Genomic DNA, 20,502 nt, shown 5'->3' with positions numbered 1-20,502 from the left:
CCGCAGGGTCCCGGGAGAGTAGGTCGGTGCGGGGGATTTTTCCCATGCGGGAGTAGCTCAGTCGGTAGAGCACGACCTTGCCAAGGTCGGGGTCGCGGGTTCAAGTCCCGTCTCCCGCTCCAAATGCCCCGGGCTAGAAGCCCGGGGTTTTTTATTGCACGCTTTCGTCGGAAAGCCCGTCGGCCCAGGTTTCCAGGTGGGCCACGTCGGACACGGTGAGCACTTCCCGACTGGGTAGTTGGATGCGGGTGATGGAGGTGTTGGGGATGTGCACCCGCCGCCAGGCGTGGCCTTCCAGGTCCAAGGCTAGTTTGAGCGCGGCCCGGATCACGCCTCCATGGGTCACCAGGAGGTGGCGGCCGGAGGGGAGGGTTTCCAAAAAGGCCAGGAGACGCTGGGCGAGGTCTGCCATGCTCTCCCCTCCGGGGCGGGGGGTGTGCCAGGGATCCTCCTGGGCTTTTTGCACGAAGTCGGGGAAGCGGGCTTCCGCCTCGTCCCGGTCCAGCCCTGCCAGCGCTCCCACGTCGATTTCCCGGAGGAGAGGGGTGGTTTTGAGGGGGAGGCCCAGGACCGCGGCCAAGGGCTCGGCGGTTTCCCTGGCCCGGCGTAGGTCGGAGGAGAAGAGGCCGTCAAAGGGGAGCTGGCTTCGGGCCAGACGCTGGGCCAGGCGGAAGGCCTGGCCGATGCCCACGGGGGAGAGGGGGATATCCAGGTGGCCTTGAAACCGCTTGCTCACGTTCCATTCCGTTTCGCCGTGGCGGATTAGCCAAAGCTCCTTCATACGAACCGCACCCCAGCGCCAGGGATCACCCGGCCCACCTGGTAGCCCTCCACTAGGGCCAAGGCTTTTGCCGCTTCCCCTTCGGGAAGGACAAGGATGAGCCCTAGGCCCATGTTGAAGACCCGGTACATCTCCTCCTCGGGGATCTCCCCGAGGCGCTGCAGGTAGGGGAAGATGGGGGGGATGGGCCAGCTTCCCTTGCGGATCTCCGCGCCCAGGCCCTCGGGGAGGGCGCGGGGGAGGTTTTCCGCAAGCCCCCCGCCCGTGATGTGGGCTATGGCGTGGACCTCCACATGGGCCTCCTTGAGGCGGAGGAACTCCCGGAGGTAGGCCCGGTGCGGCCGGAGGAGGGCCTCCTTTAAGCTTTCCCCCAGTTCGGGCACGGGGGCGAAGAGGTCCTTTCCCGCCACCACCTTGCGGATGAGGGAGTAGCCGTTGGTGTGGGGGCCGGAGGAGGGAAGGGCGAGGAGGACGTCCCCTTCCCGAACCCGCTCAGGGCCTAGGATCTCCGAGCGTTCCACCACCCCTACCAGGGTGCCGGCCACGTCCCAGGCCCCTTCCCGGTAGACCCCGGGCATCTCCGCCGTCTCCCCTCCCAGGAGGGGGATGGAATGGGCCCGGCAGGCCTCGGCCAAGGAGGTGAGGAGGGCGGCCAGAACAGGCTCATCCAAGCGACTTGCCGCCAGGTAGTCCAGGAAAAAAAGGGGCGTGGCCCCTTGGCAGAGGAGGTCGTTCACCGAGTGGTTCACCAGGTCAAAGCCGAGGCCGGAAACGTCGCCAGCCTCGAGGGCAAGCAGGGTCTTGGTCCCGACGCCGTCCGTGGTGGCCACCAGAACCGGGTGGTCCATCCCCTTCAGGGCGCGGGCGTCAAAGAGCCCTCCAAAGGCCCCCACTCCCCTAAGGACCGCTTCCGTGTAGGTGGCGGCGATGGCGGCCTTGGCCCTCTTGAGGGCCTCGGCCTTGGCCTCTATGTGGACCCCGGCCTCCTCGTAGCGCATCGGCCTTATCCTACCCCAAGGGCCTCCTGGAGGAGGCGGCGCACCAGGTCGGGCCGGGCCTGGCCTTTGGTCCTCTTCATCACCTGGCCCACCAGGGCGTCCAAGGCCTTGAGCTTGCCTTGGCGGACGCTTTCCACCGCCTCGGGCATGGCGGCGAGGACCTCCGCCACCACCCCTTTGAGGGCGCCTTCGTCCGCCACCACCCTTAGCCCCCGCTCCCGCACCAAGACCTCGGGGTCTTGGCCCTCCAGGACCTCGGGGAGGAGGGCCTTGGCCACCCGGCTTGTCACCTCCCCCCGTTCGAAGAGGGCCACCAGGCGGGAAAGGGCCTCGGGGGTGAGGCGGGTTTCCTCCAAGGCCAGGCCGCGCTCGTTTAAAAGCCCCGCCACATCGGCCAGAAGCCAGTTGGCCAGGGCCTGGGGGGAGGCTTCCCGAAGCGCCAGGGCCCGGTCCAGGAAGCGGGCCAGGGCGGGGCTATAGGCCAGGACCTCGGCGTCCTTTGCCTTGATGCCTAGCGCGCGGTAGCGGGCTTCCTTCTGCCAAGGGAGCTCCGGCAGGTGGGCCTGGACCTCCTGAAGCCAGGACCGAGGGATGGGGATGGGGGGGATATCGGGCTCGGGGAAGTAGCGGTAGTCCGCCTCTTCCTCCTTGGTGCGCATGGGGTAGGTTTTGCCGCTTCCCTCCTCAAAGCCCAGGGTGGCCTGCTTTACCTTCTCCCCCCGCCGGAGGATCTCGGTTTGGCGGCGGATCTCGTACTCCAAGGCCCGCTGCACGCTTTTGAAGGAGTTGAGGTTTTTGATCTCCACCTTGGTACCCAAAGGTTCCCCCACCCGGCGCACGGAAACGTTGACGTCGGCCCGGAGCTTGCCCTCCTCCGGGCTCGCCTCGGAGATGCCCAGGGTCTGCACCAGGGCCTGGATCCGCTGCAGGAAAAGCCGGGCCTCCTCGGGGGAGTGGAGGTCGGGTTCGGTCACGAGCTCGATAAGGGGGCTTCCCGCCCGGTTCAGGTCCAGAAGGGTGCAGCCTTCCAGGTGGAGGCTTTTCCCGGCGTCCTCTTCCAGGTGGAGGCGCTTGATGCGTACCCTTCTATCCCCCAAGGGCAGGAAGCCCCCTTGGCCCAGGGGAAGGTCGTACTGGCTGATCTGGTAGTTCTTGGGCAGGTCGGGGTAGAAGTAGTTCTTGCGGTGGAAGACCAGGGTTTCCGGTACCCGGCTTTCCAAGGCCAAGGCCAGGCGCAGGCCGAACTCCACCGCCTTTCGGTTGGGCACGGGCAGGGTGCCGGGCAGGCCCAGGCAGATGGGGCAGACGTGGGTGTTGGGCTCGGCCCCAAAGTAGTCGGCTTGGCAGCCGCAAAAGGCCTTGGTCCTTGTTTTCAGGTGAAGGTGGACCTCGAGGCCGATGACGGCTTCGTACATGCCCTAAAGTTTACCCGTTAGCGCTTGGCCCCTTCCTGTACCCCGGCGAGGCGCATGAACTCCTTGGGGTCCACGGCCCTACTCAAGCCCATCTCGTAGGTGATGAGCTTGCGCTTGTAGAGGTCGGCCAGGCAGGCGTCCATGGTGACCATGCCGTACTGGCCTCCCGTCTGGATCACGCTTCGCAGTTGGTGGCTCTTGCCTTCCCGGATGAGGGCCCGCACCGCCGGGGTGGCGATCATGAGCTCGTAGGCCAGGACCCGCCCCCCGCCGAAGGCCTTGGGAAGGAGTTGCTGGGTCAAAACGGCCACCAGGTTGTTGGAAAGCTGCACCCGCACCTGTTCCTGCTGGTTCTCGGGGAAGACGTCGATGATGCGGTCGATGGTTTCCGGGGCGGAGTTGGTGTGCAGGGTGCCCATGACCAGGTGGCCCGTTTCCGCAGCGGTAATGGCGGCGGCGATGGTTTCGTAGTCCCGCATCTCCCCCACCAGGATCACGTCCGGGGCCTGGCGCAACACGCTCCTTAGCGCCTTGTGGAAGCCGTGGGTGTCGGCGCCGATCTCCCGCTGGTTGATGATGGCCTTCTTGTGGCGGTGGAAGAACTCTATGGGGTCCTCAATGGTCACGATGTGCACGGGCTTGCGTTCGTTGATGTAATCGATCATGGAGGCCAAGGTGGTGCTCTTGCCGCTTCCCGTGGGGCCCGTGACCAGGACCAGGCCTCTTGGGCTCAAGGCGATGTCGGCGATGTTCTTGGGTAGGCCCAGCTCCTCAAAGCTCTTGATCACGGCGGGGACCACCCTGAGGACCCCACCCACGCTTCCCCGTTGCAGGAAGACGTTCACCCGGTAGCGCCCCTTGCCGGGGAGGCTAAAGGAGAAGTCCAGCTCCTTTTCCTCCTCGAAGACGCGCTGTTGCTTCTCGTCCATGAGGGCGTACATGAGGCGCCGGGTGTCCTGGGGGGTGAGGGGCTCGTACTCCGTGGGGTGGAACTCCCCGTCCACCTTGATCATGGGCGGAAGGCCCACGGTGATCACCAAATCGCTCGCTCCCCGTTCCACGGCCAGGGTCAAGAGGTCCACGATGTCTGGGGTTTTGGGCATAACGGCCTCCTTTACTCAATGGTACGCGCCAGGACCTCCTCGAGGGTGGTAATCCCCTGGAGGGCTTTGTAAACGCCGTCTTCCCGCAAGGTCTTCATGCCCTTCTTGCGGGCGATCTCCTTGATCTCCGTGGCCGACTTGCCCGCCACGATGGCGTGGCGGATATCGTCGTCCACCACCAAAAGCTCGTGGATGGCGTAGCGCCCCTTGTACCCCGTGCCCCCGCAACGCTCGCACCCGGTGCCCTTAAAAAGCTTTACCCCCTGCATCTCCTCCTCCGGGATGCCCAGCCGACGGAGCACCTCGGGGTCGGGCTTCACCTCCACCTTGCAGTGGTCGCAGATCCTGCGCACCAGGCGTTGGGAAAGAACGCCGATTAAGGCGGCGGAGATGTTGAAGAGCTCCACCCCCATCTCGTCCAGCCGGGTGATGGCCTGGGCGGCGTCGTTGGTGTGGAGGGTGGCGATGACCAGGTGGCCGGTGAGGGCGGCCTCGGTGGCGATCTTGGCCGTTTCCGAGTCGCGGATCTCCCCCACCATGATGATGTCCGGGTCCTGGCGCAAGAAGGCGCGCAGGGCCCGGGCGAAGGTGAGCCCGGCCTGGGGGTTCACCTGGGTCTGGTTGATGCCCGGGATCTCGTACTCTACCGGGTCTTCAATGGTCTGGGTGTTCTTGTCGGGGGTGGCGATGCGCTTCAGGATGGAAAAGGTGGTAAAGCTCTTGCCGCTTCCCGTGGGGCCGGTGATGAGAAAGATGCCGTAGGGCTTGGAGATCACCTCCTGGAAGCGCTCAAAAACCCCAGGGGCGAAGCCTAGTTGCTCAATCTCGGGGATGTCCGCCGCCTTTTTCAAAAGGCGCATCACCGCCTTCTCCCCGTAAACCGTGGGCAGGGTGGAAAGCCGTAGGTCCACGTCGATGGCCCCTTCCCGGTAGCGCACCCGGCCGTCCTGGGGGAGGCGCTTTTCTGCGATGTTGAGGCCGCCCATGATCTTGATGACGCTAATCACAGGGCCTAACGCTCCCTTGGGCAGCGTGGTGTACTGGCGTAGGGTGCCGTCAATCCGTAGGCGCACCAGCACGTCGGACTGGCGGGGTTCGATGTGGATGTCGGAGGCATCTTGGAGGTAGGCTTCCCGCATCACCTGCTTGACGAAGCGCTGGGCGGCGCTTTCGTCCAGCTCGGCGGTGAGGGTTTCCTCCTCGGACTGGTACCCCTTGGAAAGCTCCTTGGCCAGCTCCCCCAACTCCTCCTTGCCGTAGAAGCGCTCGATGAGCTTGGTGATGGCCGCCTCGGTGGCCACCGCCGGGACCACCTCGTAGCCCAGGCCCTTGCGCTTCAGGGCCAGGCGCACGTCGTCCAGGGCCAGGATGTTGCGGGGGTCTTTCATGAGGAGGACCAAGGTTTTGCCCTCCAGGTGGTGGGGGAAGACGCCGTAGCGCCGGGCCAGGTCCTCGGGGATAAGGAGGACAGCGCCGGGGTCGGGGGGGTTCTCCTGGGGGTCGATGTAGGAATAACCCAGTTGGGTAGCCACCGCCTGGGCCAAGGCCTCGGGCTTGAGCTTGCCCGACTGGACCAAGGTGTCCTCGAGGCGGCCTCCCCCTTGGCGCTGCTTCTTCAGGGCTTCCTCCACGTCCTCTGGGCGGACTAGGCCTAGCTCCACCAGGATTTCCCCTAAAGGCTTGGCCTTGGGGAGGCGCTTTTGCACCTCCAAAGCTTCCCGCAGGTGCTCCCGGCTCAGGCGGCCCTCCTGCACCAAGACCTCCCCCAACCGCCCTTTTTCCGGGTAGGCCCTGTGGAAAAGCGCTTCCCAAGCCTTGGGCAGGGTGAGGTAGAAGCGGGCGGGGCGGCCCAGAAGCTCCTCCACCGCTTCCTTATGCCGGGGGTCGGCCAGGATCACCTCCACCTTGCCCTCGCGGAGGCTCACGGGGACGGCGCTAAAGCGCAGGGCATCGGAGCGGAGGAGGAGGGCGGTGGCGGCGGGGTCGGGGGTTAGCCCTTCGGTGGAGGGTAGGAGTTCTAAGCCCTTTTGCTCGGCGAGCGCCCGGTATAGGTCTTCCTCGGGGAGCCCTTTTTGCACCAGGATCCGGCCCAGGAGGTCTCCGGTCTTTTCCTGCTCCACTAGAGCCTCTTCCAGGGTTTCCCGGTCAATGAGGCCTTTTTGCATCAGGATTTCCCCTAGACGCAACTCCCCTTGGCTCGGGCCCGAGGGCGGGGGAGGGAGGGGGAGATCCAGCTCAGGGTAGTTCTTGGCCAGGGCGTACTGAAAGGCGCTCTTGGTGGTTTGGTAGGGTTCCACTACCAGGCCGGTGAGGTCTTCCACCTCCTCCAAGGCCAAGGTGTCCAAGGGGTTCACGAAGGCTACCCGCACCACCCCCGCCTCCTCATCCAGGGCGAAGGGTATGGCTCCTAGCTCCTTGGCCTTTTCCGCCGGGAGGAGGGCCTTCACCTTTGGGGGGATTTCCAACTCATGGAGTTCCACCAAGGGGATGCCGAAGTGGTCCTCTATGGCCTGGGCGATGCGCCTTTCCGAAAGTAGGCCCGACTCCACGATGACCTCCGCCAGGCTTCCCCCCACCTCCCGGTGCTTCTCCAGGGCGAGCTGGAGCTCCTCGTCCGTGAGAAGCCCAGCGTCCAAAAGGATGGCCCCAAGCCGCTTGTCACCGATGGTCAGCACGCTCATGGGTTCCCTCCCCAGGGTCTCCTAAATGGAGTTTCCAACATCCGTATGAAACGCGTGTAAAAGAAATCCTTTTCCCGCAAGGGGGGCACCAGCACGGTGTAGGCCCCCACCAGGTTCCCCCCCAGCACGTCGGTGAAGACCTGGTCCCCCACCACCGCCACCTCCCGGGCGGGAAGGCCTAACGCCCTTAGGGCCTTACGGAAGCCGAGCCAGGGCTTCAGGGCGGCGGCGTGGCCGGGAAGGCCAAGCCGACGTTGGATGCGGGCGAAGCGCTCGGGCAGGGCGTTGGAGAGGAGGTAGATGGGCACCGCCACCCTTAAAGCGGCAAGCCACCTCTCGAGCTCCGGGGGAAGCTCCTCCTCCCCGTAGGGTAAAAGGGTGTTATCCAGGTCTAGGATCACCCCCTTAAGCCCCCGCTTCTCTAGCCAGGCGGGGGTGAGGTGGAGAAGGGAAGGGAGGACCTCCCGGGGGAAAAGCATGGTCTCATTGTGCCACGCCCGGGGTGAACGCCGCCTTAACGGGAAAGCATCACCAGGCCCCACATCCTTCCCGTATGCCCGCGGTCGCGGCGGTGGGAGAAAAGGGCCGGGGAGCAGAAGGTGCAAAGCCCCACGCGGTAGATGCGCTTCTCGGAAATCCCGCCCCTTTGCGCTTGGAGGAGGATGGCCTTTTCCAAGTCCAGGAGGTACTTACCCGGAGTGCTTTCGTCCTTGCGGAAGGTGGGAAGCCCCGCCTCTAGGAAGGCCTCCGCCACCTCTTCCCCCACCTGGTAGCAGCACCCCCCGATACCGGGGCCCAGGGCCAGGTGGGCTTCCCTGGGGTCTAGACCGAGATCGGCTAAGAGGGCGAGGGCCTTGGGCAGGATCCCCCCCACCACCCCCCGCCAGCCGGCGTGGAGGGCCGCCACCGCCCCCTCGGGGTGGTAGAGGAGGAGGGGGTAGCAGTCCGCCACCCCCACCCGGAGGAGGAGGCCTGGGGTGGTGGTGAGGAGGCCGTCCCCCTCCCACACGCCCGGGCCTGCCACAAGGTGGACCGCCGTGCCGTGGACCTGCTTGAGGGCGGCCACGGGCGGATGGCCGAAGGCGGCGAGCACGCGGCGCTGGTTCTCCGCCACTCTCTTTGGGTCGTCCCCGGTGGCAGGGGAGAGGTTGAGCTGGGCGAAGGGGCCTTGGGAAACCCCGCCGAGCCGGGTGGTGAAGCCGTGCGGGGTGGGAAGAGGGGTGGTGAGGAGGGGAACCACGGGACCATTCTGCCACGGGGAGTGTGCCTTTTACCCCTAAGCTTCACGGGCTCAGGTGTATATTGGGACCCATGAAGACGGACCGGAACCAGCTCCGCTTCAACCAGGCCCTTTTGGTCCTCTTGTTGCCCCTGGCGGCCCTGGGGGACTGGCCCTGGCTGGTGTACGCCCTCTTCCTCCTCATGGCAAGCCAGCACACCCCCTACGACCTTATGGTGGCCCTGAAGCGCCTCCTTCGGGTACCCCCCAAGCTTGTGGAGGAGGACCCTAGGCCCCACCGCTTCGCCCGCACCCTGGGGGCGGTCTTCTTGGGCCTGGCCTCCCTCTCCCTCCTTTTGGGCCTGAAGGGGGTGGGCTACGCCTTGGCCCTTGTGGTGGCCCTTTTGGCCTTCGTCAACCTGGCCTTCGGCTTTTGCCTGGGGTGCTTCCTCTACCTCCACCTCCGTTACGCCCGGGCCCTTCTTACCGGGAAATAGCCTCTAAGAGTCGCGCCATCTCGATGGCGGTGAAGACCGCCTCGGCCCCCTTGTTTCCCGCCTTGCCCCCGGCGCGCTCTTGGGCCTCCTCCGGGGTGTTGGTGGTGAGGACGCCGAAGACGATGGGCTTTTCCGTCTGCAGCATGGCCTGCATGAGGCCGCTTGCCGCCTGGGCGGCCACGTACTCGAAGTGGGGGGTTTCCCCCCGGATCACCGCTCCTAGGGCCACCACGGCGTCCACGTCGGGGCGCTGGGCCAGGCGCTTGGCTACCAGGGGAAGCTCAAAGGAGCCGGGTACCCAGGCCACCAGGACCTGGGCCGGGTCGCCCCCGAGCCGGGCGTAGGCCTCGAGGGCCCCTTCCAAAAGGAGCTTGGTCACCCGCTCGTTGAAGCGGCCCACGGCGATGGCGAGCCGCACCCCTTGGGCGGTGAGGATAGGGGAAAAGGTCTTGGCCTGCATGATCCCAATATACTTTTGGCGTGGAGCGCTACCTTCTGGTGGCCTTGGGCGGGGCCTTGGGCTCGGCCTTGCGCTACGGTCTGGGGGCCTACGTCCAGGGGCTTTTGGGCCCGGGCTTCCCCTACAGCACCCTCTTCGTGAACGCCCTGGGAAGCTTCCTCATCGGGGCGGTGATCCGGCTTTCCCTGGAGGGGGCCATTTCCCCCGAGGCCCGGCTTTTCCTGGCGGTGGGGGTGCTGGGCGGATTCACCACCTTCTCCACCTTCAGCTACGAAACCCTGGCCCTCCTCCAGGAGGGCGAGGTGGGGCAGGCTCTGGCCTACGTGGGCTTGAACCTTTTCCTGGGGTTTGCCTTGGTCTACGGGGGCTACCGCCTGGCCGGGCTTCTCTAGCCCACCTCCAGGACCTCGGCCAAATAGGTGAGGGCGAGCTTGTAGGAGAGGGGGCCGAAGCCGGAGATGATCCCCCGGCAGGCCCCGGCGGTCACGGAGTGCTGGCGAAAGGGCTCCCGAGCGTGGAGGTTGGTCAGGTGCACCTCCACCACGGGAAGGGGTTGGGCCCGAAGGGCGTCTAGGAGGGCGTAGGAGTAGTGGGTGAGGGCCCCGGGGTTTAGGACGATGGCCAAAAACCCTTCCCGGTGGGCCTGTTGCACCCAATCGATGAGCTGGCCTTCGTAGTTGCTCTGGCGGAAAGCCACCCCGAGGCCGAGCTCCGCTCCCCAGGCCTCGCAAAGCGCCTCCAGCTCCTCCAAGGTGGTGCGGCCGTAGATCTCGGGCTCCCGCATTCCCAAAAGGTTCAGGTTGGGGCCGTTTAGGATCAGGACCATAGGGCTCCCTATTAGCATAAGGCCATGCTCCGCTTCCTCCCTTTGGCCTTCTTGTTCCTGGTTGCCTGGGCCCAGACCCACACCGTGGCCCCGGGGGAAACCCTTTACGGGATCGCCAGGCGCTACGGCACCACGGTGGAAGCCCTGACCCGCCTCAACGGCCTAAAGGACCCCAACCGCATCCGGGTAGGCCAGGTGCTCTGGGTGGGGGGGCAGGAGGCTTTCCTTCCCCGGGGCAGGGCCTTCTTTTGGCCCCCGGTGCAGGGGCGGGCCTTCGGCCTTCGGGTGAAAGGCTACGCCAGGGGGGAGGCGGAGTTCCTGGGGGTGCGCTACCCCCTCGTGCCCGGCCCCCGTGGGCTTTGGGGCCTCCTGGCGGTGGGGGCCTTGGCGGCGCCGGGGAAGTACCCCTTGCGCCTTCGTTTGGAGGGGGAGGAAGCCCTTTTGACCCTGGCGGTCCTCCCGGGGGAATACGGCCAGGAAACCCTGGCCTTGAGCCCGGGCCTAAAGGCTCTCCTTCAGGACCCGGAGGCAAAGGCGGAGCGAAAGCGGGTGGTGGCCGCCTGCCCCAGGGAAGGGCCCCTCTTGGCCGGGGCGTTTCTCTTCCCCATGGCAGGGGCCAGGGTCACGAGCCCCTTCGGCACCCGGCGGCGCTACGGGGACCTCTTTACCTCCTACCACGAGGGCCTGGACCTGGTCGCTCCTTTGGGCACCCCGGTGCGGGCGGTGGCGGAAGGGGTGGTGGTCCTTTCCCAAAGGCTTGGCGTGCGGGGCGAGGCCGTGGTCCTGGCCCACGGGATGGGGCTTTGCACCGGGTACTGGCACCTGGCGGAGCGGAGGGTGCGGGAGGGGGAAAGGGTGCGGGCGGGGCAGGTGTTGGGGCTTTTGGGGAGCACGGGGCTTTCCACCGGGCCCCACCTTCACCTCGAGGTGCGCCTTCAGGGGGTGCCCGTGGACCCCGCTCCCTTTTTTCAGGGGCTGCCCCTACCCTAGCTGGAGCAGGGAGAGGACCTCCACGTGGTGGGTGAAGGGGAAGAAGTCATAGGGCCGCACGAAGGCCAGGCGGTACCCCCCTTGCGCCAATGCGCCCACGTCCCGGGCCCAGGTGGCGGGGTCGCAGGCGAGGTAGAGGATCTCCCTAGGCCGGCTTTCCAAAAGGTAGGCCCGCACCTCCGGGGTGAGCCCGGCGCGGGGTGGGTCCACCACCACCAGGTCAAAGCGGCCAAACCGGGTGGCCTCCCGCACGTCCCCCCGGTGGAAGCGGAGGTTTTCCACCCCAAGCCGCTTCCGGTCCGCCTCGCCCCGCCGCACCGCCTCCTTGCTCACCTCTACTGCCACCACCTCCCCGTAGCGGGGGGCGAGGAGGAGGGAGAGGAGGCCGCTTCCGGCGTAAAGCTCCAAGGCCCGCTTCCCCCCCTGGACAAGCCCCCCCGCCTCGGCCAAGAGGTCCCCCGCCGCCAAGGGGTTCACCTGGCTGAAGCTTTCCACGCTCACCGTGGCGGTGAGGGGGCCGAAGCGCTCCAGAAGCGTTCTTTCCCCGTGGAGGGGCGTGACCCGGCCGCGGAAGCGCCCCTTGGGGGAAGGTTCCCCGAAGACCACCCCGGCAAAGCCCTCCTTCACCAGGGCCTTGGCCGGGCGCTTTAGGGCCTCGAGGCTTCCCCCGATGAGCCCAAGGAGCACCTTCCCCTCCAAAAGGCTTCCCCTGAGGACCACCTCCTCCACGGGCAGGGGCCAGGTGCGAAGGAGCTGGAAGGCCCAGGCCAGGGGCTCGGCCACCAGGGGGTCTTCCTCCAGGGGATAAAGGGCGTGGCTTTCGGGCAGGCGGTAGGCCAAGCCCCCCAAGGGGTGGCGGGCGTACTGGGCGGCGGTGCGGTAACCGAGGGCCCTTGGGGAGGGGTGGATGGGAAGGAGGGGGGCTTGGAGTTTGGCGATGCGCTCCAGGGCGTCTTGCACCAGGGCTTGCTTGAGGGGGAGCTGGGCCTCGTAGGCCAAGGGCAGGTCGGCGGAGGGGGGGAGGGGGTGAGGGTAGCGCTCGGGGTGGGGTTCCAGGAGTTCCACATCTTCCAGAAAAAGGGCCCCCTTGCGCCGCACCGGCCTTCCCTGCACCACCTCCCCCGGCAGGGCCCCCTTGACCAGGACGGCCCCTTCCTCCGTGCGGGCGAGGCCAAAGCCTCCCGGGACGAGTTTTTCCACGCGCACCCGCATCCTTTTACCATACCAGATGGCCAAGGAGCGCTAAGATGGAGGGGTGATCCGGGTGCTTTTGGCAGACGACCATGCCCTTTTCCGCCAAGGGCTAAAGAGCCTCTTGGAAGCGGAAGGGGATTTTCGGGTGGTGGGGGAGGCCAAGGACGGCTGGGAGGCCCTGCGGCACGCCCTCGAGGCCAAGCCCGACGTGATCCTGATGGACATCCAGATGCCGGGGTTGGACGGGGTGCAGGCCACCCAGGCCATCCTCAAGGAGTGGCCCGAGGCCAAGGTCATCATGCTCACCATGTACCGCCAAGATGCCTACGTGTTTGAGGCGGTGAAGGCGGGGGCTCGGGGGTACCTCCTGAAGGACACGGACGCGCAGGAGCTCATCGGGGCCATCCGCCGGGTGCACGCCGGGGAGGTGCTTTTGGATGCAGAGCTGGCGGGGCGCATCATCCAGGACTTCCGGGCCAAGAAGGAGGCGCAGGCTCCCTTGCACGCCGAGCTTTCCGAGCGGGAGGTGCAGATCCTCAAGCTGGTGGCCCAGGGCTACACCAACCTGGAGATCGCCGCTGAGCTGGGCCTTTCCGAGAAGACGGTGCGCAACCGCCTTTCCGAGATCTTCCAAAAGCTCCACCTGAATAACCGCACCCAGGCGGCCCTCTACGCCATCCGCGAGGGGCTGGCCCAGCCCGAGCCGGAAGAGTAGTGGACCCGGTGCGCCACCTCCTGGAGCTAGCCCCCTTGGCGGGGGAGGCGGCGCGGGGGGAGTATGTGGCCCGCCACCTTCCCGGGGCGCAGCGGGATGGCCTGGGAAATGTGTGGGCGGGGGAGGGGGGGATCCTTCTCCTCGCCCACCTGGACACCGTTTTGCCCCCCGTCCCGCCCAGGCGGGTGGGGGAGCGGCTCTATGGGCCCGGGGTGGGGGACAACTCCGCGGGGGTGGCGGTCCTCCTCTCCCTTCCCCCCCTCCCTGGGGTGGTGCGGGGCTTCACCGTGGGGGAGGAGGGTCTAGGCAACCTCAAGGGGGCCCGGGCCTTGGTGGCGGCCTTGAGGCCGGAGGTGGTGGTGGCGGTGGACGGCTACCTGCCCGGGGTGGTGGACCAGGCCCTGGGCTCGGTGCGCCTAAGGGTCCGGTTGGTGGGCCCCGGGGGGCACGCCTGGGGGGACCGGGGGAGCCCCAACCCCGTCTTCGCCCTGGCGGAGGCCTTGGCGGGGCTTCCTCCCTTGGTGGCGGGCCTCGAGGCTAGCCTGAACGCCAGCGGCCTCAAGGGAGGGGAGGCGGTGAACGCCATCCCAAAGGAGGCGGAAGTCCTTTTAGAGGTGCGCTCCCCCGATTCCCTGGTGTTGCAAAGTGTGGCGCAAAAGGTGCAGACCCTGGTGGCGGAAGCGGCCCGGCGCCACCGGGTGGAGCTTTCCTGGGAGGAGCTCGGCCAAAGGCCTGCGGGCGCCACCGCCACCTTGGGGCTCTTGCGGGCGGCGGAGGAGGCTTTAGCCGCCATTGGGGAAAGGCCCCTGTTCCAGCCCGGCTCCACCGACGCCAGCGCCGCCATCGAACAGGGCATCCCCGCCCTGGCCCTCGGCGTTTACCGGGGCGGCGGGGCCCACACCCGGGAGGAGTGGGTCTTGCCTCAAAGCCTCTGGGAGGGGCGCACCGTTCTCCTGGCCTTTCTTAAAGCCCTTGGCGTAGGATAGAGCGTATGCGCGTGGGCGTCCTTTCAGGCTTCCTCTCCCGGCGGTACCTGGGCTTCTGGGAGGCGTACTTGGAGGCGCTGGGAGTGGAGGTGGTGCAGGCCAAGGCGGCGCCCGACCTGCGCCAGCCCTACTGCCTTCCCGTCCAGGGGCTTCTAGCCCAGGTGGAGGCCCTGAAGGCTCAGGGCGTGGACTACCTCCTCCTCCCTGACCTCCAGGGCGGGGTGGAGTCGGAGAGGGGCGGGGGGCAGTGCCCGTGGCTTTTGGACCTGGAGGCCACCCTCCTCCGCTACTTCCCTGGGCTTCCCCCCGTGCTCAAGGTGCCGGCGGAGCTTTCGCCCAAGGTGTTGGGCCGCGCCGGGGAGGTGGGGCAGATCCTCACGCAAAACCCCATGCTGGTGGGCCGGGCCTTGGACCGGGCCAAAAGCCTCCTCAAGCCTCCTCCTCCCCTTAAGTCCCCCCCGGGGAGCGTGGGGGTGGTGGCCCAGCCCTACCTCCTGGAGGACGAGGGCTTCCGGGAAGCGGTGCGGAAGGCCTTGGCGGCAGTAGACCTACTGCCCTTCTTCCCCGACCTACCCCCGGAAAAGCTCCGGGAGGAGGGGGATAAGCTCCTTCCCATGGACCTGCCCACGGACAAGGAGCTTGTGGGCATGGTCCACTACCTCCACCGCCTGGGCCGGGTGAAGGGCCTGCTTCTGGTGGTTTCCTACGCCTGCCCGCCCATCCCGGGCCTCTTGCGCCGGGCGGCCCGCAGGCTGGCCAAGCCCCACCGCCTCGTCACCCTGGGGGAGGACTGGACGGAAAGCCTAAGGGCCCTCAAGTCAGAGATGGGGGTTTAGGGGTTTTCCCCCAGAGGGGGTTTGGCGTTTGCGGTAGACTCAAGGACATGACCGGTGGGTCAGCTTCCCCCCTGCGCCGCCTCCTCCCTTACCTTTACCCTTACCGCTTCCGGTACACCCTGGGTGTTTTCTTGGGCCTCCTTTCCATCTTCTTTTTCGTCCTGGGGCCCTATTTTTTGCGCTTGGCTGTGGACGCTTTGGGGCACGGCGGCCCCTATGGGCGCTACGCCCTCTTGCTCCTGGCCTCGGCGGGGCTTACCGCCCTCCTTTCCTACTTCATGCGCCGCCTGGCGGTGGTGGCGAGCCGCCGGGTGGAGTACGACCTGCGGAAGGACCTCTTTCACCACCTCCTCCGCCTGGACCGCTCCTTCTACCAGAAAACCCGGGTGGGGGACCTCATGAACCGCCTGAACACCGACCTTTCGGCCGTGCGGGAGATGGTGGGCCCAGGCATCATGATGGGAAGCCGGCTTTCCTTCTTGGTCCTCCTGGCCTTTTTCTCCATGTACACCGTGGACCTTCGCCTCGCCTTCTACCTCACCCTGATTTTGCCCACCATCGCCCTCTTCATGTTCTACCTGCTCCGCTTGGTGGATCGCCGCTACCGCGAGGCCCAGGAGGCCTTTGACGCCATCAGCACCCTGAGTCAGGAGGCCTTTAGCGGCATCCGGGTGGTGAAGGGCTACGCCCTGGAAGGCCGGATGCTAGCCCGCTTCCAGGACCTGAACCGGATTTACATGCAAAGGAGCCTAGCCCTGGCCCGGGTAGAGGGCCCTATGCAGGCCCTTTTGGGGTTTCTTATGGGCTTCGCCTTTCTCACGGTGCTCTGGGTGGGGGGCAGGATGGTGGTGCGAGGGGAGCTTTCCGTGGGGGAGTTGGTGCAGTTTAACGCCTATTTGGCCCAGCTCACCTGGCCCATCCTGGGGCTCGGCTGGGTCCTGGCCATGTACCAGCGGGGCCTTACCAGCCTGAAGAGGCTTTTGGAGCTTTTAGACCAGGAGCCCGCCATCCAGGACCAAGACCCTTTGCCCCTTAAGGAGGAGGACCTCACGGGGGAGGTACGCTTTGAGGGGGTGGGGCTTCGGCTTGGGGGGCGCTGGCTTCTAAAAGACCTCACCCTAACGGTGCCCGAGGGTATGACCCTGGGCATCACCGGCCGTACCGGGGCGGGGAAGAGCCTCATGGTGGCCTTGGTGCCCAGGCTTTTGGACCCCACGGAGGGGAAGGTGTACGTGGGGGGGTACGAGGTGCGGCGCATTCCCCTGGCCGCTCTCAGGAAGGCGGTGGGGGTGGCGCCTCAGGAGCCTTTCCTCTTTAGCGAAACTCTCCTCGAGAACATCGCCTTCGGGCTGGAAAAGCTGGACCGGGAGCGGGTGGAGTGGGCGGCGAGGCTCGCTGGGATCCACGAGGAGATCCTCTCGTTCCCGAGGGGTTACGAAACCGTGTTGGGGGAGCGGGGGGTGACCCTTTCCGGGGGGCAACGCCAGCGGGTGGCCCTGGCCCGGGCCCTGGCCAAACGCCCCAAAATCCTCATCCTGGATGACGCCTTGAGCGCTGTGGACACGGAAACGGAGGCGAAGATCCTGGAGGGCCTGAAGGGGGTTTTGGGCAAACAGACCACCTTCCTCATCTCCCACCGCACCGCCACCTTGCGCCATGCGGACTGGATCGTGGTTTTGGAGGAGGGGAGGATCGTGGAGGAGGGTACCCACGAAAGCCTCCTCGAGGCCGGGGGGATTTATGCGGAGCTGGACCGCATCCAGCGCATGGAAAAGGAGGTGGAGGAATGACCCAGGAGGACGCCTACACCAAGGCCTTTGACCGGGTTCTTTTCGCCCGCATCCTGACTTACGTTCGCCCCTATCGCCTGCAGGTGGCCTTGGCCCTCCTTTTCCTCCTCCTCACCACCCTCACCGCCGCCCTCACCCCCCTCTTCTTCAAGTGGGCCATTGACGGGGCCCTCCTTCCCAAGGAGGCCAAGCCCCTTTCCGAGCGCTTTGCCCTTCTCCTTTGGGTGAGCCTGGGCTTTTTGCTGGTGCGGGGGGTGAACTTCGCCGCCACCTATGGGCAGACCTACCTCATCCAGTGGGTGGGGCAAAGGGTGCTCTTTGACCTCCGAAGCGCCCTTTTCGCCAAGCTCATGCGCCTCCACCCGGGCTTTTACGACCGAAACCCCGTGGGCCGGCTCATGACCCGCATCACCTCGGACGTGGACGCCATCAACCAGTTCATCACCGGGGGGCTGGTGGGGGTGATCGCCGACTTCTTCACCCTCTTTGGCCTTCTCGGCTTCATGCTCGTCCTGAGCCCCAAGCTCACCCTGGTGGTCCTTCTGGTGGTGCCCATCCTCCTTTGGGTGACGCTTTGGGTTAGGAACGGCATGCGCTTCGCTTACCGGGAGATGCGCCTGCGCCTGGCCCGGGTGAACGCCGCCTTGCAGGAAAACCTCTCCGGGGTGGAAACCATCCAGCTCTTCGTGAAGGAGAAGGAGCGGGAGGAGAAGTTCGACCGCCTAAGCCGCGACCTCCTCCAGGCCTGGGTGGAGATCGTGCGCTGGTTCGCCCTCTTCTTCCCCGTGGTGGGCTTCCTGGGGGATTTGGCGGTGGCGGGCCTCCTCTACGTGGGCGGGGGGGAGGTGGTGCGGGGAGCGGCCTCCTTGGGCCTTCTGGTGGCCTTCGTGGACTACACCCGGCAGCTCTTCCAACCCCTGCAGGACCTTTCCGACAAGTTCAACCTCTTCCAGGGGGCCATGGCCAGCGCCGAGCGCATCTTCGGGGTCTTGGACACGGAGGAAGAGCTGAAGGACCCGGAAAACCCCAAGCCCATCCGCCGTTTCCGGGGCGAGGTGGCCTTCCGGGACGTCTGGTTCGCCTACACCCCCAAGGGGGTGGAGCCTCAGGAGGAGGACTGGGTCTTGAGGGGGGTTTCCTTCCGCATCCGCCCGGGGGAGAAGGTGGCCTTGGTGGGGGCCACGGGGGCGGGGAAGACCAGCGTGGTGAGCCTCATCGCCCGCTTCTACGACCCGCAAAGGGGGCAGGTCCTCTTGGATGGGGAGGACGTGCGTTGCTACCGCCAGGAGGAGCTCAGGCGGCATATCGGCATCGTCCTGCAAGACCCCTTCCTCTTCTCCGGCACCATTTTAGACAACCTCCGGCTCTTCCAGGAGGAGGTTCCGGAGGAAAGGGTGGTGGAGGTGGCCAAGTTCCTGGGCGTGCACGAGGCGATCCTGCGCCTGCCCCAGGGCTACCGCACCCAGGTGGGGGAAAGGGGGGCGGGGCTTTCCACGGGGGAGAAGCAGCTTCTGGCCCTGGTGCGGGCCCTCCTGGCCAGCCCTGACATCCTCCTCATCCTGGACGAGGCCACGGCCAATGTGGACTCGGAAACGGAAAAGCGCTTGCAGGAGGCTCTCTATAGGGCCATGGAGGGGAGGACCTCCATCCTCATCGCCCATCGGCTCTCCACCATCCGCAAGGTGGACCGCATCCTGGTTTTCCGCAAGGGTCGGCTGGTGGAGGAGGGGACCCACGAGGCCCTTCTCGCCCGAGGGGGCTACTACGCCACCCTCTACCGCCTTCAGTACGCGCAAGGGTGATGGACTACCCAGAGGCCCTGGACTGGCTTTACGGAAGGAGGCGCCAAGGGGAGCGGGGAACCGCTAGGGTTAAGGCCCTCCTGGAGCGCCTGGGCCACCCGGAAAGGGACTTCGCCGCGGTGCACGTCCTGGGCACCAACGGTAAGGGGAGCGTGGTGGCCTACCTCGAGGCCGCCTTCCGGGCCCAGGGTCTGGCCTACGGCGCCTACACCAGCCCCCACCTTTGGGACTTCCGGGAAAGGATCCGCACCCACCTGGGCCTTATCCCTGAGGCGGAGGTGGTGCGCTTCGTGGCCTGGGCCCAGGGGGAGCGCTTCCTCGAGCCCCCCGGGTTTTTTGACCTGGCCACCGCCTTGGCCTTCCACCACTTCCGGGAAAAGGGGGTGGCCCTGGCGGCGGTGGAGGCGGGGGTAGGGGGGGAGAAGGACGCCACCCACGCCCTGGCCCGGGTGGCCCTCACCGTGCTCACCAACGTGGGGGAGGACCACCTGGAGGCCTTGGGAGGAAGCCTGGAGGCGGTGGCCCGGGAAAAGGCGGGGGCCTTCCGGGAAGGGGTGCCCGTGGTCACGGGGGCCAGGGGGGTGGGGTTGGAGGTGGCCCGGGAGGTGGCGCAGGCTAAGGGAGCCCCGCTTTACGTCCTGGACCTCGAGGACCCCCTCTTCGCCCTTCCCACTCCCCCGGCCCTTAAGGGCGCCTTCCAGGAGGAAAACGCCCGGCTCGCCGCCGCCGCCTTAAGGCTTCTGGGCTTTCCCGAGGAGGCCATCGCCCAGGGGCTTCGGGAGGCCCGGAACCCGGGGCGGCTGGAGCGCTTCCTGGTGGAAGGGGTAGAGGTCTACCTGGACGGGGCCCACAACCCCCCTGCGGCCCAGGCCCTGGCCCGGGAGTTTTCCGCCTACCACCTCCTCTTCGGGGCCTTTCCCCGCAAGGACGTAAAAGGGGTCTTGGCCCACCTCCTGCCCAAAGCCCGCACGGTGCGCTACGCCCGGGCGGGGGAGGGGGCCTTGGGGCCGGAGCTGGGGGCGCCCTTCTTCGAGGACCCTTGGGAGGCGCTTGGGCACGGGGTGGAGGCGGCTAAGGAAGACGGCCTACCCCTCCTCTGCACGGGCTCGCTCTACCTGGTGGGGGCGTTGCGGGGGCGGCTCATTCCCTAGCCTCCGCCAGGATCTGCCCCGAGGGGTCGGCGAAGACCACCCGCCGTACCCGCTGGAGCTCCAGGAGGACGTAAGGGCTGGTGAGGGCCTGGGTGACGATGGCCCCGGGCCTGGGGGAGATAAGGTTCAGGACCACCCGGGCGGTATCCCCGGCGTAGGTGACCCCGGCCACCTCGAGGCCATACCCCCCGGTGGGCTTTAGACCCCAGAAAAAGGCGGCCACGCTCCGGGTGCGGAAATCCGCGTTGGGGGCGGGGGGGCGGGGGATGCGGTTTGCCACCACCAGGCTCCAGACCTCGGCGAAGCGGGTGGGGTTGTTGGCCAGGAAGGCCTTGGGCTCCACCTCCTGGTAGGCGGCCTGAGTGCCCCGGTCCAGGATCCGGTAGAGGGGGGCGGGGGGGCTCACCGCCTCCAGCCTAAGCCCGTACTGGACCAAAAGCGCACCCACCCGGTAGCCATCGGGGGCCGGGTCCAGGTTGAGGGGCTTGAGGACGGGCTCCTGAAGCTCGAAGACCACCACCTGCCGCCCGCCCCGGCGGGCCAACACCTCCCGCAGGAGGACCTGGGTTTCCGCCCCGGTAAAGGCGTAAAGGTCCGGGGTGAGGTAGGTCGTGGGCTGGACCAGGCTTCGCCGTTCCCCTTCCCTTAGGCTTCCCGTGAGGCGCACCCAGCCCACCCCATCGTAGAGCCAGGTGGCCCGCAGGGCGGCTTGGGCCCGCACCTCCACGAGGCTTCCCCCTATGCCCCGCACCGCCTCCGCCAGGGGCCTCAAGGCCGGGCCCACCTCCCGCAAGAAGGGGTTCCCCCCCACCCAAAGCGCCCCTGGTACCCCCAACAGGCTTTCTCCCGGCGCCTTTTCCAGGCGGAGGACCTTTTCCCCCAGGCGCACGTCCCTGGGCTCCCCGTAAAAGTAGGTCCAGCGCTCCGTGGCCTCGGGGAAGAGGAGCTGGGCCTCGGCCACCCGGTAGCCCGAGCCCTGAAGCACCTCGCAGGCGGCGAGGAGGGGCAGGACGAGGAGGAGCAAAAGGCTTTTCCTCATGCTCCCATAATACCCGGGG

20 protein-coding genes and 1 tRNA gene are annotated in these 20,502 nt (G+C 66.8%); 10 read left to right on the top strand and 11 right to left on the bottom strand.

Annotation, left to right across the window (positions count from 1 at the left end):
* Window positions 1-46: 46 nt before the first annotated feature.
* Window positions 47-122: transfer RNA gene (locus ABXG85_RS04995), tRNA-Gly, on the top strand.
* 29 nt (window positions 123-151) lie between these two features.
* Here ABXG85_RS04995 and ABXG85_RS04990 read toward each other — a convergent pair.
* From ABXG85_RS04990 to pgeF, 7 genes are read right to left on the bottom strand one after another with little or no spacing between them, the layout of a single operon-like run.
* Window positions 152-781: a histidine phosphatase family protein gene (locus ABXG85_RS04990; RefSeq protein ID WP_353512625.1), complete on the bottom strand. Its 630-nt coding sequence runs from the start codon at window positions 779-781 to the stop codon at window positions 152-154.
* Entirely contained in the window at window positions 778-1,779 is a 1,002-nt protein-coding gene (gene purM, locus ABXG85_RS04985) for a phosphoribosylformylglycinamidine cyclo-ligase (RefSeq protein ID WP_353512624.1), read from the bottom strand. Before purM ends, ABXG85_RS04990 begins: the two co-directional genes overlap by 4 nt.
* Before the next feature lie 5 nt (window positions 1,780-1,784).
* On the bottom strand, window positions 1,785-3,194 hold the full coding sequence (gene gatB / locus ABXG85_RS04980; protein ID WP_353512623.1) for an Asp-tRNA(Asn)/Glu-tRNA(Gln) amidotransferase subunit GatB: 1,410 nt from the start codon (window positions 3,192-3,194) through the stop codon (window positions 1,785-1,787).
* 17 nt (window positions 3,195-3,211) lie between these two features.
* A complete protein-coding gene (locus tag ABXG85_RS04975) occupies window positions 3,212-4,297 on the bottom strand; it encodes a type IV pilus twitching motility protein PilT (RefSeq protein WP_353512622.1) in 1,086 nt (361 codons plus the stop codon).
* Window positions 4,298-4,308: 11 nt separating this feature from the next.
* Window positions 4,309-6,978 (bottom strand): type IV pilus assembly ATPase PilB, encoded by a 2,670-nt coding sequence (gene pilB / locus ABXG85_RS04970; RefSeq protein ID WP_353512621.1) that lies wholly within the window; start codon window positions 6,976-6,978, stop codon window positions 4,309-4,311.
* A complete protein-coding gene (locus ABXG85_RS04965) occupies window positions 6,975-7,457 on the bottom strand; it encodes a YqeG family HAD IIIA-type phosphatase (protein ID WP_353512620.1) in 483 nt (160 codons plus the stop codon). The genes pilB and ABXG85_RS04965 overlap by 4 nt, the downstream gene beginning before the upstream one ends.
* Before the next feature lie 35 nt (window positions 7,458-7,492).
* On the bottom strand, window positions 7,493-8,218 hold the full coding sequence (pgeF, locus tag ABXG85_RS04960; protein WP_353512619.1) for a peptidoglycan editing factor PgeF: 726 nt from the start codon (window positions 8,216-8,218) through the stop codon (window positions 7,493-7,495).
* 71 nt (window positions 8,219-8,289) lie between these two features.
* Here pgeF and ABXG85_RS04955 point away from each other — a divergent pair, with 71 nt between their 5' ends.
* Window positions 8,290-8,694 (top strand): DUF4395 domain-containing protein, encoded by a 405-nt coding sequence (locus tag ABXG85_RS04955; RefSeq protein WP_353512618.1) that lies wholly within the window; start codon window positions 8,290-8,292, stop codon window positions 8,692-8,694.
* Here the strand turns inward: ABXG85_RS04955 and ribH are convergent.
* Entirely contained in the window at window positions 8,681-9,154 is a 474-nt protein-coding gene (gene ribH / locus ABXG85_RS04950; protein WP_353512617.1) for a 6,7-dimethyl-8-ribityllumazine synthase, read from the bottom strand. The two genes, ABXG85_RS04955 and ribH, sit on opposite strands and share 14 nt — an antisense overlap.
* A 20-nt stretch (window positions 9,155-9,174) precedes the next feature.
* Between ribH and crcB the strand changes: the two genes are divergently transcribed.
* On the top strand, window positions 9,175-9,546 hold the full coding sequence (gene crcB, locus ABXG85_RS04945) for a fluoride efflux transporter CrcB (protein WP_353512616.1): 372 nt from the start codon (window positions 9,175-9,177) through the stop codon (window positions 9,544-9,546).
* Here crcB and aroQ read toward each other — a convergent pair.
* A complete protein-coding gene (gene aroQ, locus ABXG85_RS04940) occupies window positions 9,543-9,980 on the bottom strand; it encodes a type II 3-dehydroquinate dehydratase (protein WP_353512615.1) in 438 nt (145 codons plus the stop codon). The genes crcB and aroQ overlap by 4 nt on opposite strands.
* Before the next feature lie 24 nt (window positions 9,981-10,004).
* Here aroQ and ABXG85_RS04935 point away from each other — a divergent pair, with 24 nt between their 5' ends.
* Complete coding sequence (locus ABXG85_RS04935; protein WP_353512614.1) at window positions 10,005-10,970, top strand: LysM peptidoglycan-binding domain-containing M23 family metallopeptidase; 966 nt, start codon at window positions 10,005-10,007, stop codon at window positions 10,968-10,970.
* Here the strand turns inward: ABXG85_RS04935 and ABXG85_RS04930 are convergent.
* Window positions 10,962-12,182 carry a class I SAM-dependent RNA methyltransferase gene (locus ABXG85_RS04930; protein WP_353512613.1) on the bottom strand — a complete coding sequence of 407 codons (1,221 nt, stop codon included), beginning with the start codon at window positions 12,180-12,182 and terminating at the stop codon, window positions 10,962-10,964. The two genes, ABXG85_RS04935 and ABXG85_RS04930, sit on opposite strands and share 9 nt — an antisense overlap.
* Window positions 12,183-12,225: 43 nt before the next feature.
* Here ABXG85_RS04930 and ABXG85_RS04925 point away from each other — a divergent pair, with 43 nt between their 5' ends.
* Genes ABXG85_RS04925 through ABXG85_RS04900 form a run of 6 tightly spaced genes read left to right on the top strand, consistent with a single transcriptional unit; the run spans window position 12,226 to window position 19,444 of the window.
* Complete coding sequence (locus tag ABXG85_RS04925; RefSeq protein ID WP_039458314.1) at window positions 12,226-12,879, top strand: response regulator; 654 nt, start codon at window positions 12,226-12,228, stop codon at window positions 12,877-12,879.
* Complete coding sequence (locus ABXG85_RS04920; protein WP_353512612.1) at window positions 12,879-13,865, top strand: M20/M25/M40 family metallo-hydrolase; 987 nt, start codon at window positions 12,879-12,881, stop codon at window positions 13,863-13,865. Before ABXG85_RS04925 ends, ABXG85_RS04920 begins: the two co-directional genes overlap by 1 nt.
* 5 nt (window positions 13,866-13,870) lie before the next feature.
* A complete protein-coding gene (locus tag ABXG85_RS04915) occupies window positions 13,871-14,701 on the top strand; it encodes a hypothetical protein (RefSeq protein WP_353512611.1) in 831 nt (276 codons plus the stop codon).
* 47 nt (window positions 14,702-14,748) lie between these two features.
* Complete coding sequence (locus ABXG85_RS04910) at window positions 14,749-16,491, top strand: ABC transporter ATP-binding protein (protein ID WP_353512610.1); 1,743 nt, start codon at window positions 14,749-14,751, stop codon at window positions 16,489-16,491.
* A complete protein-coding gene (locus ABXG85_RS04905; RefSeq protein WP_353512609.1) occupies window positions 16,488-18,293 on the top strand; it encodes an ABC transporter ATP-binding protein in 1,806 nt (601 codons plus the stop codon). The genes ABXG85_RS04910 and ABXG85_RS04905 overlap by 4 nt, the downstream gene beginning before the upstream one ends.
* On the top strand, window positions 18,293-19,444 hold the full coding sequence (locus ABXG85_RS04900; protein WP_353512608.1) for a bifunctional folylpolyglutamate synthase/dihydrofolate synthase: 1,152 nt from the start codon (window positions 18,293-18,295) through the stop codon (window positions 19,442-19,444). Before ABXG85_RS04905 ends, ABXG85_RS04900 begins: the two co-directional genes overlap by 1 nt.
* Here the strand turns inward: ABXG85_RS04900 and ABXG85_RS04895 are convergent.
* On the bottom strand, window positions 19,434-20,483 hold the full coding sequence (locus tag ABXG85_RS04895; RefSeq protein WP_353512607.1) for a protease complex subunit PrcB family protein: 1,050 nt from the start codon (window positions 20,481-20,483) through the stop codon (window positions 19,434-19,436). The genes ABXG85_RS04900 and ABXG85_RS04895 overlap by 11 nt on opposite strands.
* Window positions 20,484-20,502: the final 19 nt, after the last annotated feature.

The sequence above is a fragment of the Thermus sp. LT1-2-5 genome, assembly GCF_040363165.1.
GTDB lineage: Bacteria > Deinococcota > Deinococci > Deinococcales > Thermaceae > Thermus.
Note: the sequence above shows the minus strand (reverse complement) of the source record. Positions and strands in the feature narration are given on the sequence as shown.

Excerpts from the sequence above, each read along its gene's own strand:
- ABXG85_RS04965 (WP_353512620.1), bottom strand. The coding sequence starts at position 7,457 with ATGCTTTTCCCCCGGGAGGTCCTCCCTTCCCTTCTCCACCTCACCCCC.
- aroQ (WP_353512615.1), bottom strand. The coding sequence starts at position 9,980 with ATGGTCCTGATCCTAAACGGCCCCAACCTGAACCTTTTGGGAATGCGG.
- purM (WP_353512624.1), bottom strand. The coding sequence starts at position 1,779 with ATGCGCTACGAGGAGGCCGGGGTCCACATAGAGGCCAAGGCCGAGGCC.
- ABXG85_RS04935 (WP_353512614.1), top strand. The coding sequence starts at position 10,005 with ATGCTCCGCTTCCTCCCTTTGGCCTTCTTGTTCCTGGTTGCCTGGGCC.
- ABXG85_RS04900 (WP_353512608.1), top strand. The coding sequence starts at position 18,293 with ATGGACTACCCAGAGGCCCTGGACTGGCTTTACGGAAGGAGGCGCCAA.
- ABXG85_RS04915 (WP_353512611.1), top strand. The coding sequence starts at position 13,871 with ATGCGCGTGGGCGTCCTTTCAGGCTTCCTCTCCCGGCGGTACCTGGGC.
- ABXG85_RS04895 (WP_353512607.1), bottom strand. The coding sequence starts at position 20,483 with ATGAGGAAAAGCCTTTTGCTCCTCCTCGTCCTGCCCCTCCTCGCCGCC.
- ABXG85_RS04930 (WP_353512613.1), bottom strand. The coding sequence starts at position 12,182 with ATGCGGGTGCGCGTGGAAAAACTCGTCCCGGGAGGCTTTGGCCTCGCC.
- ABXG85_RS04910 (WP_353512610.1), top strand. The coding sequence starts at position 14,749 with ATGACCGGTGGGTCAGCTTCCCCCCTGCGCCGCCTCCTCCCTTACCTT.
- ribH (WP_353512617.1), bottom strand. The coding sequence starts at position 9,154 with ATGCAGGCCAAGACCTTTTCCCCTATCCTCACCGCCCAAGGGGTGCGG.
- ABXG85_RS04905 (WP_353512609.1), top strand. The coding sequence starts at position 16,488 with ATGACCCAGGAGGACGCCTACACCAAGGCCTTTGACCGGGTTCTTTTC.
- gatB (WP_353512623.1), bottom strand. The coding sequence starts at position 3,194 with ATGTACGAAGCCGTCATCGGCCTCGAGGTCCACCTTCACCTGAAAACA.
- ABXG85_RS04990 (WP_353512625.1), bottom strand. The coding sequence starts at position 781 with ATGAAGGAGCTTTGGCTAATCCGCCACGGCGAAACGGAATGGAACGTG.
- pilB (WP_353512621.1), bottom strand. The coding sequence starts at position 6,978 with ATGAGCGTGCTGACCATCGGTGACAAGCGGCTTGGGGCCATCCTTTTG.
- ABXG85_RS04955 (WP_353512618.1), top strand. The coding sequence starts at position 8,290 with ATGAAGACGGACCGGAACCAGCTCCGCTTCAACCAGGCCCTTTTGGTC.
- ABXG85_RS04975 (WP_353512622.1), bottom strand. The coding sequence starts at position 4,297 with ATGCCCAAAACCCCAGACATCGTGGACCTCTTGACCCTGGCCGTGGAA.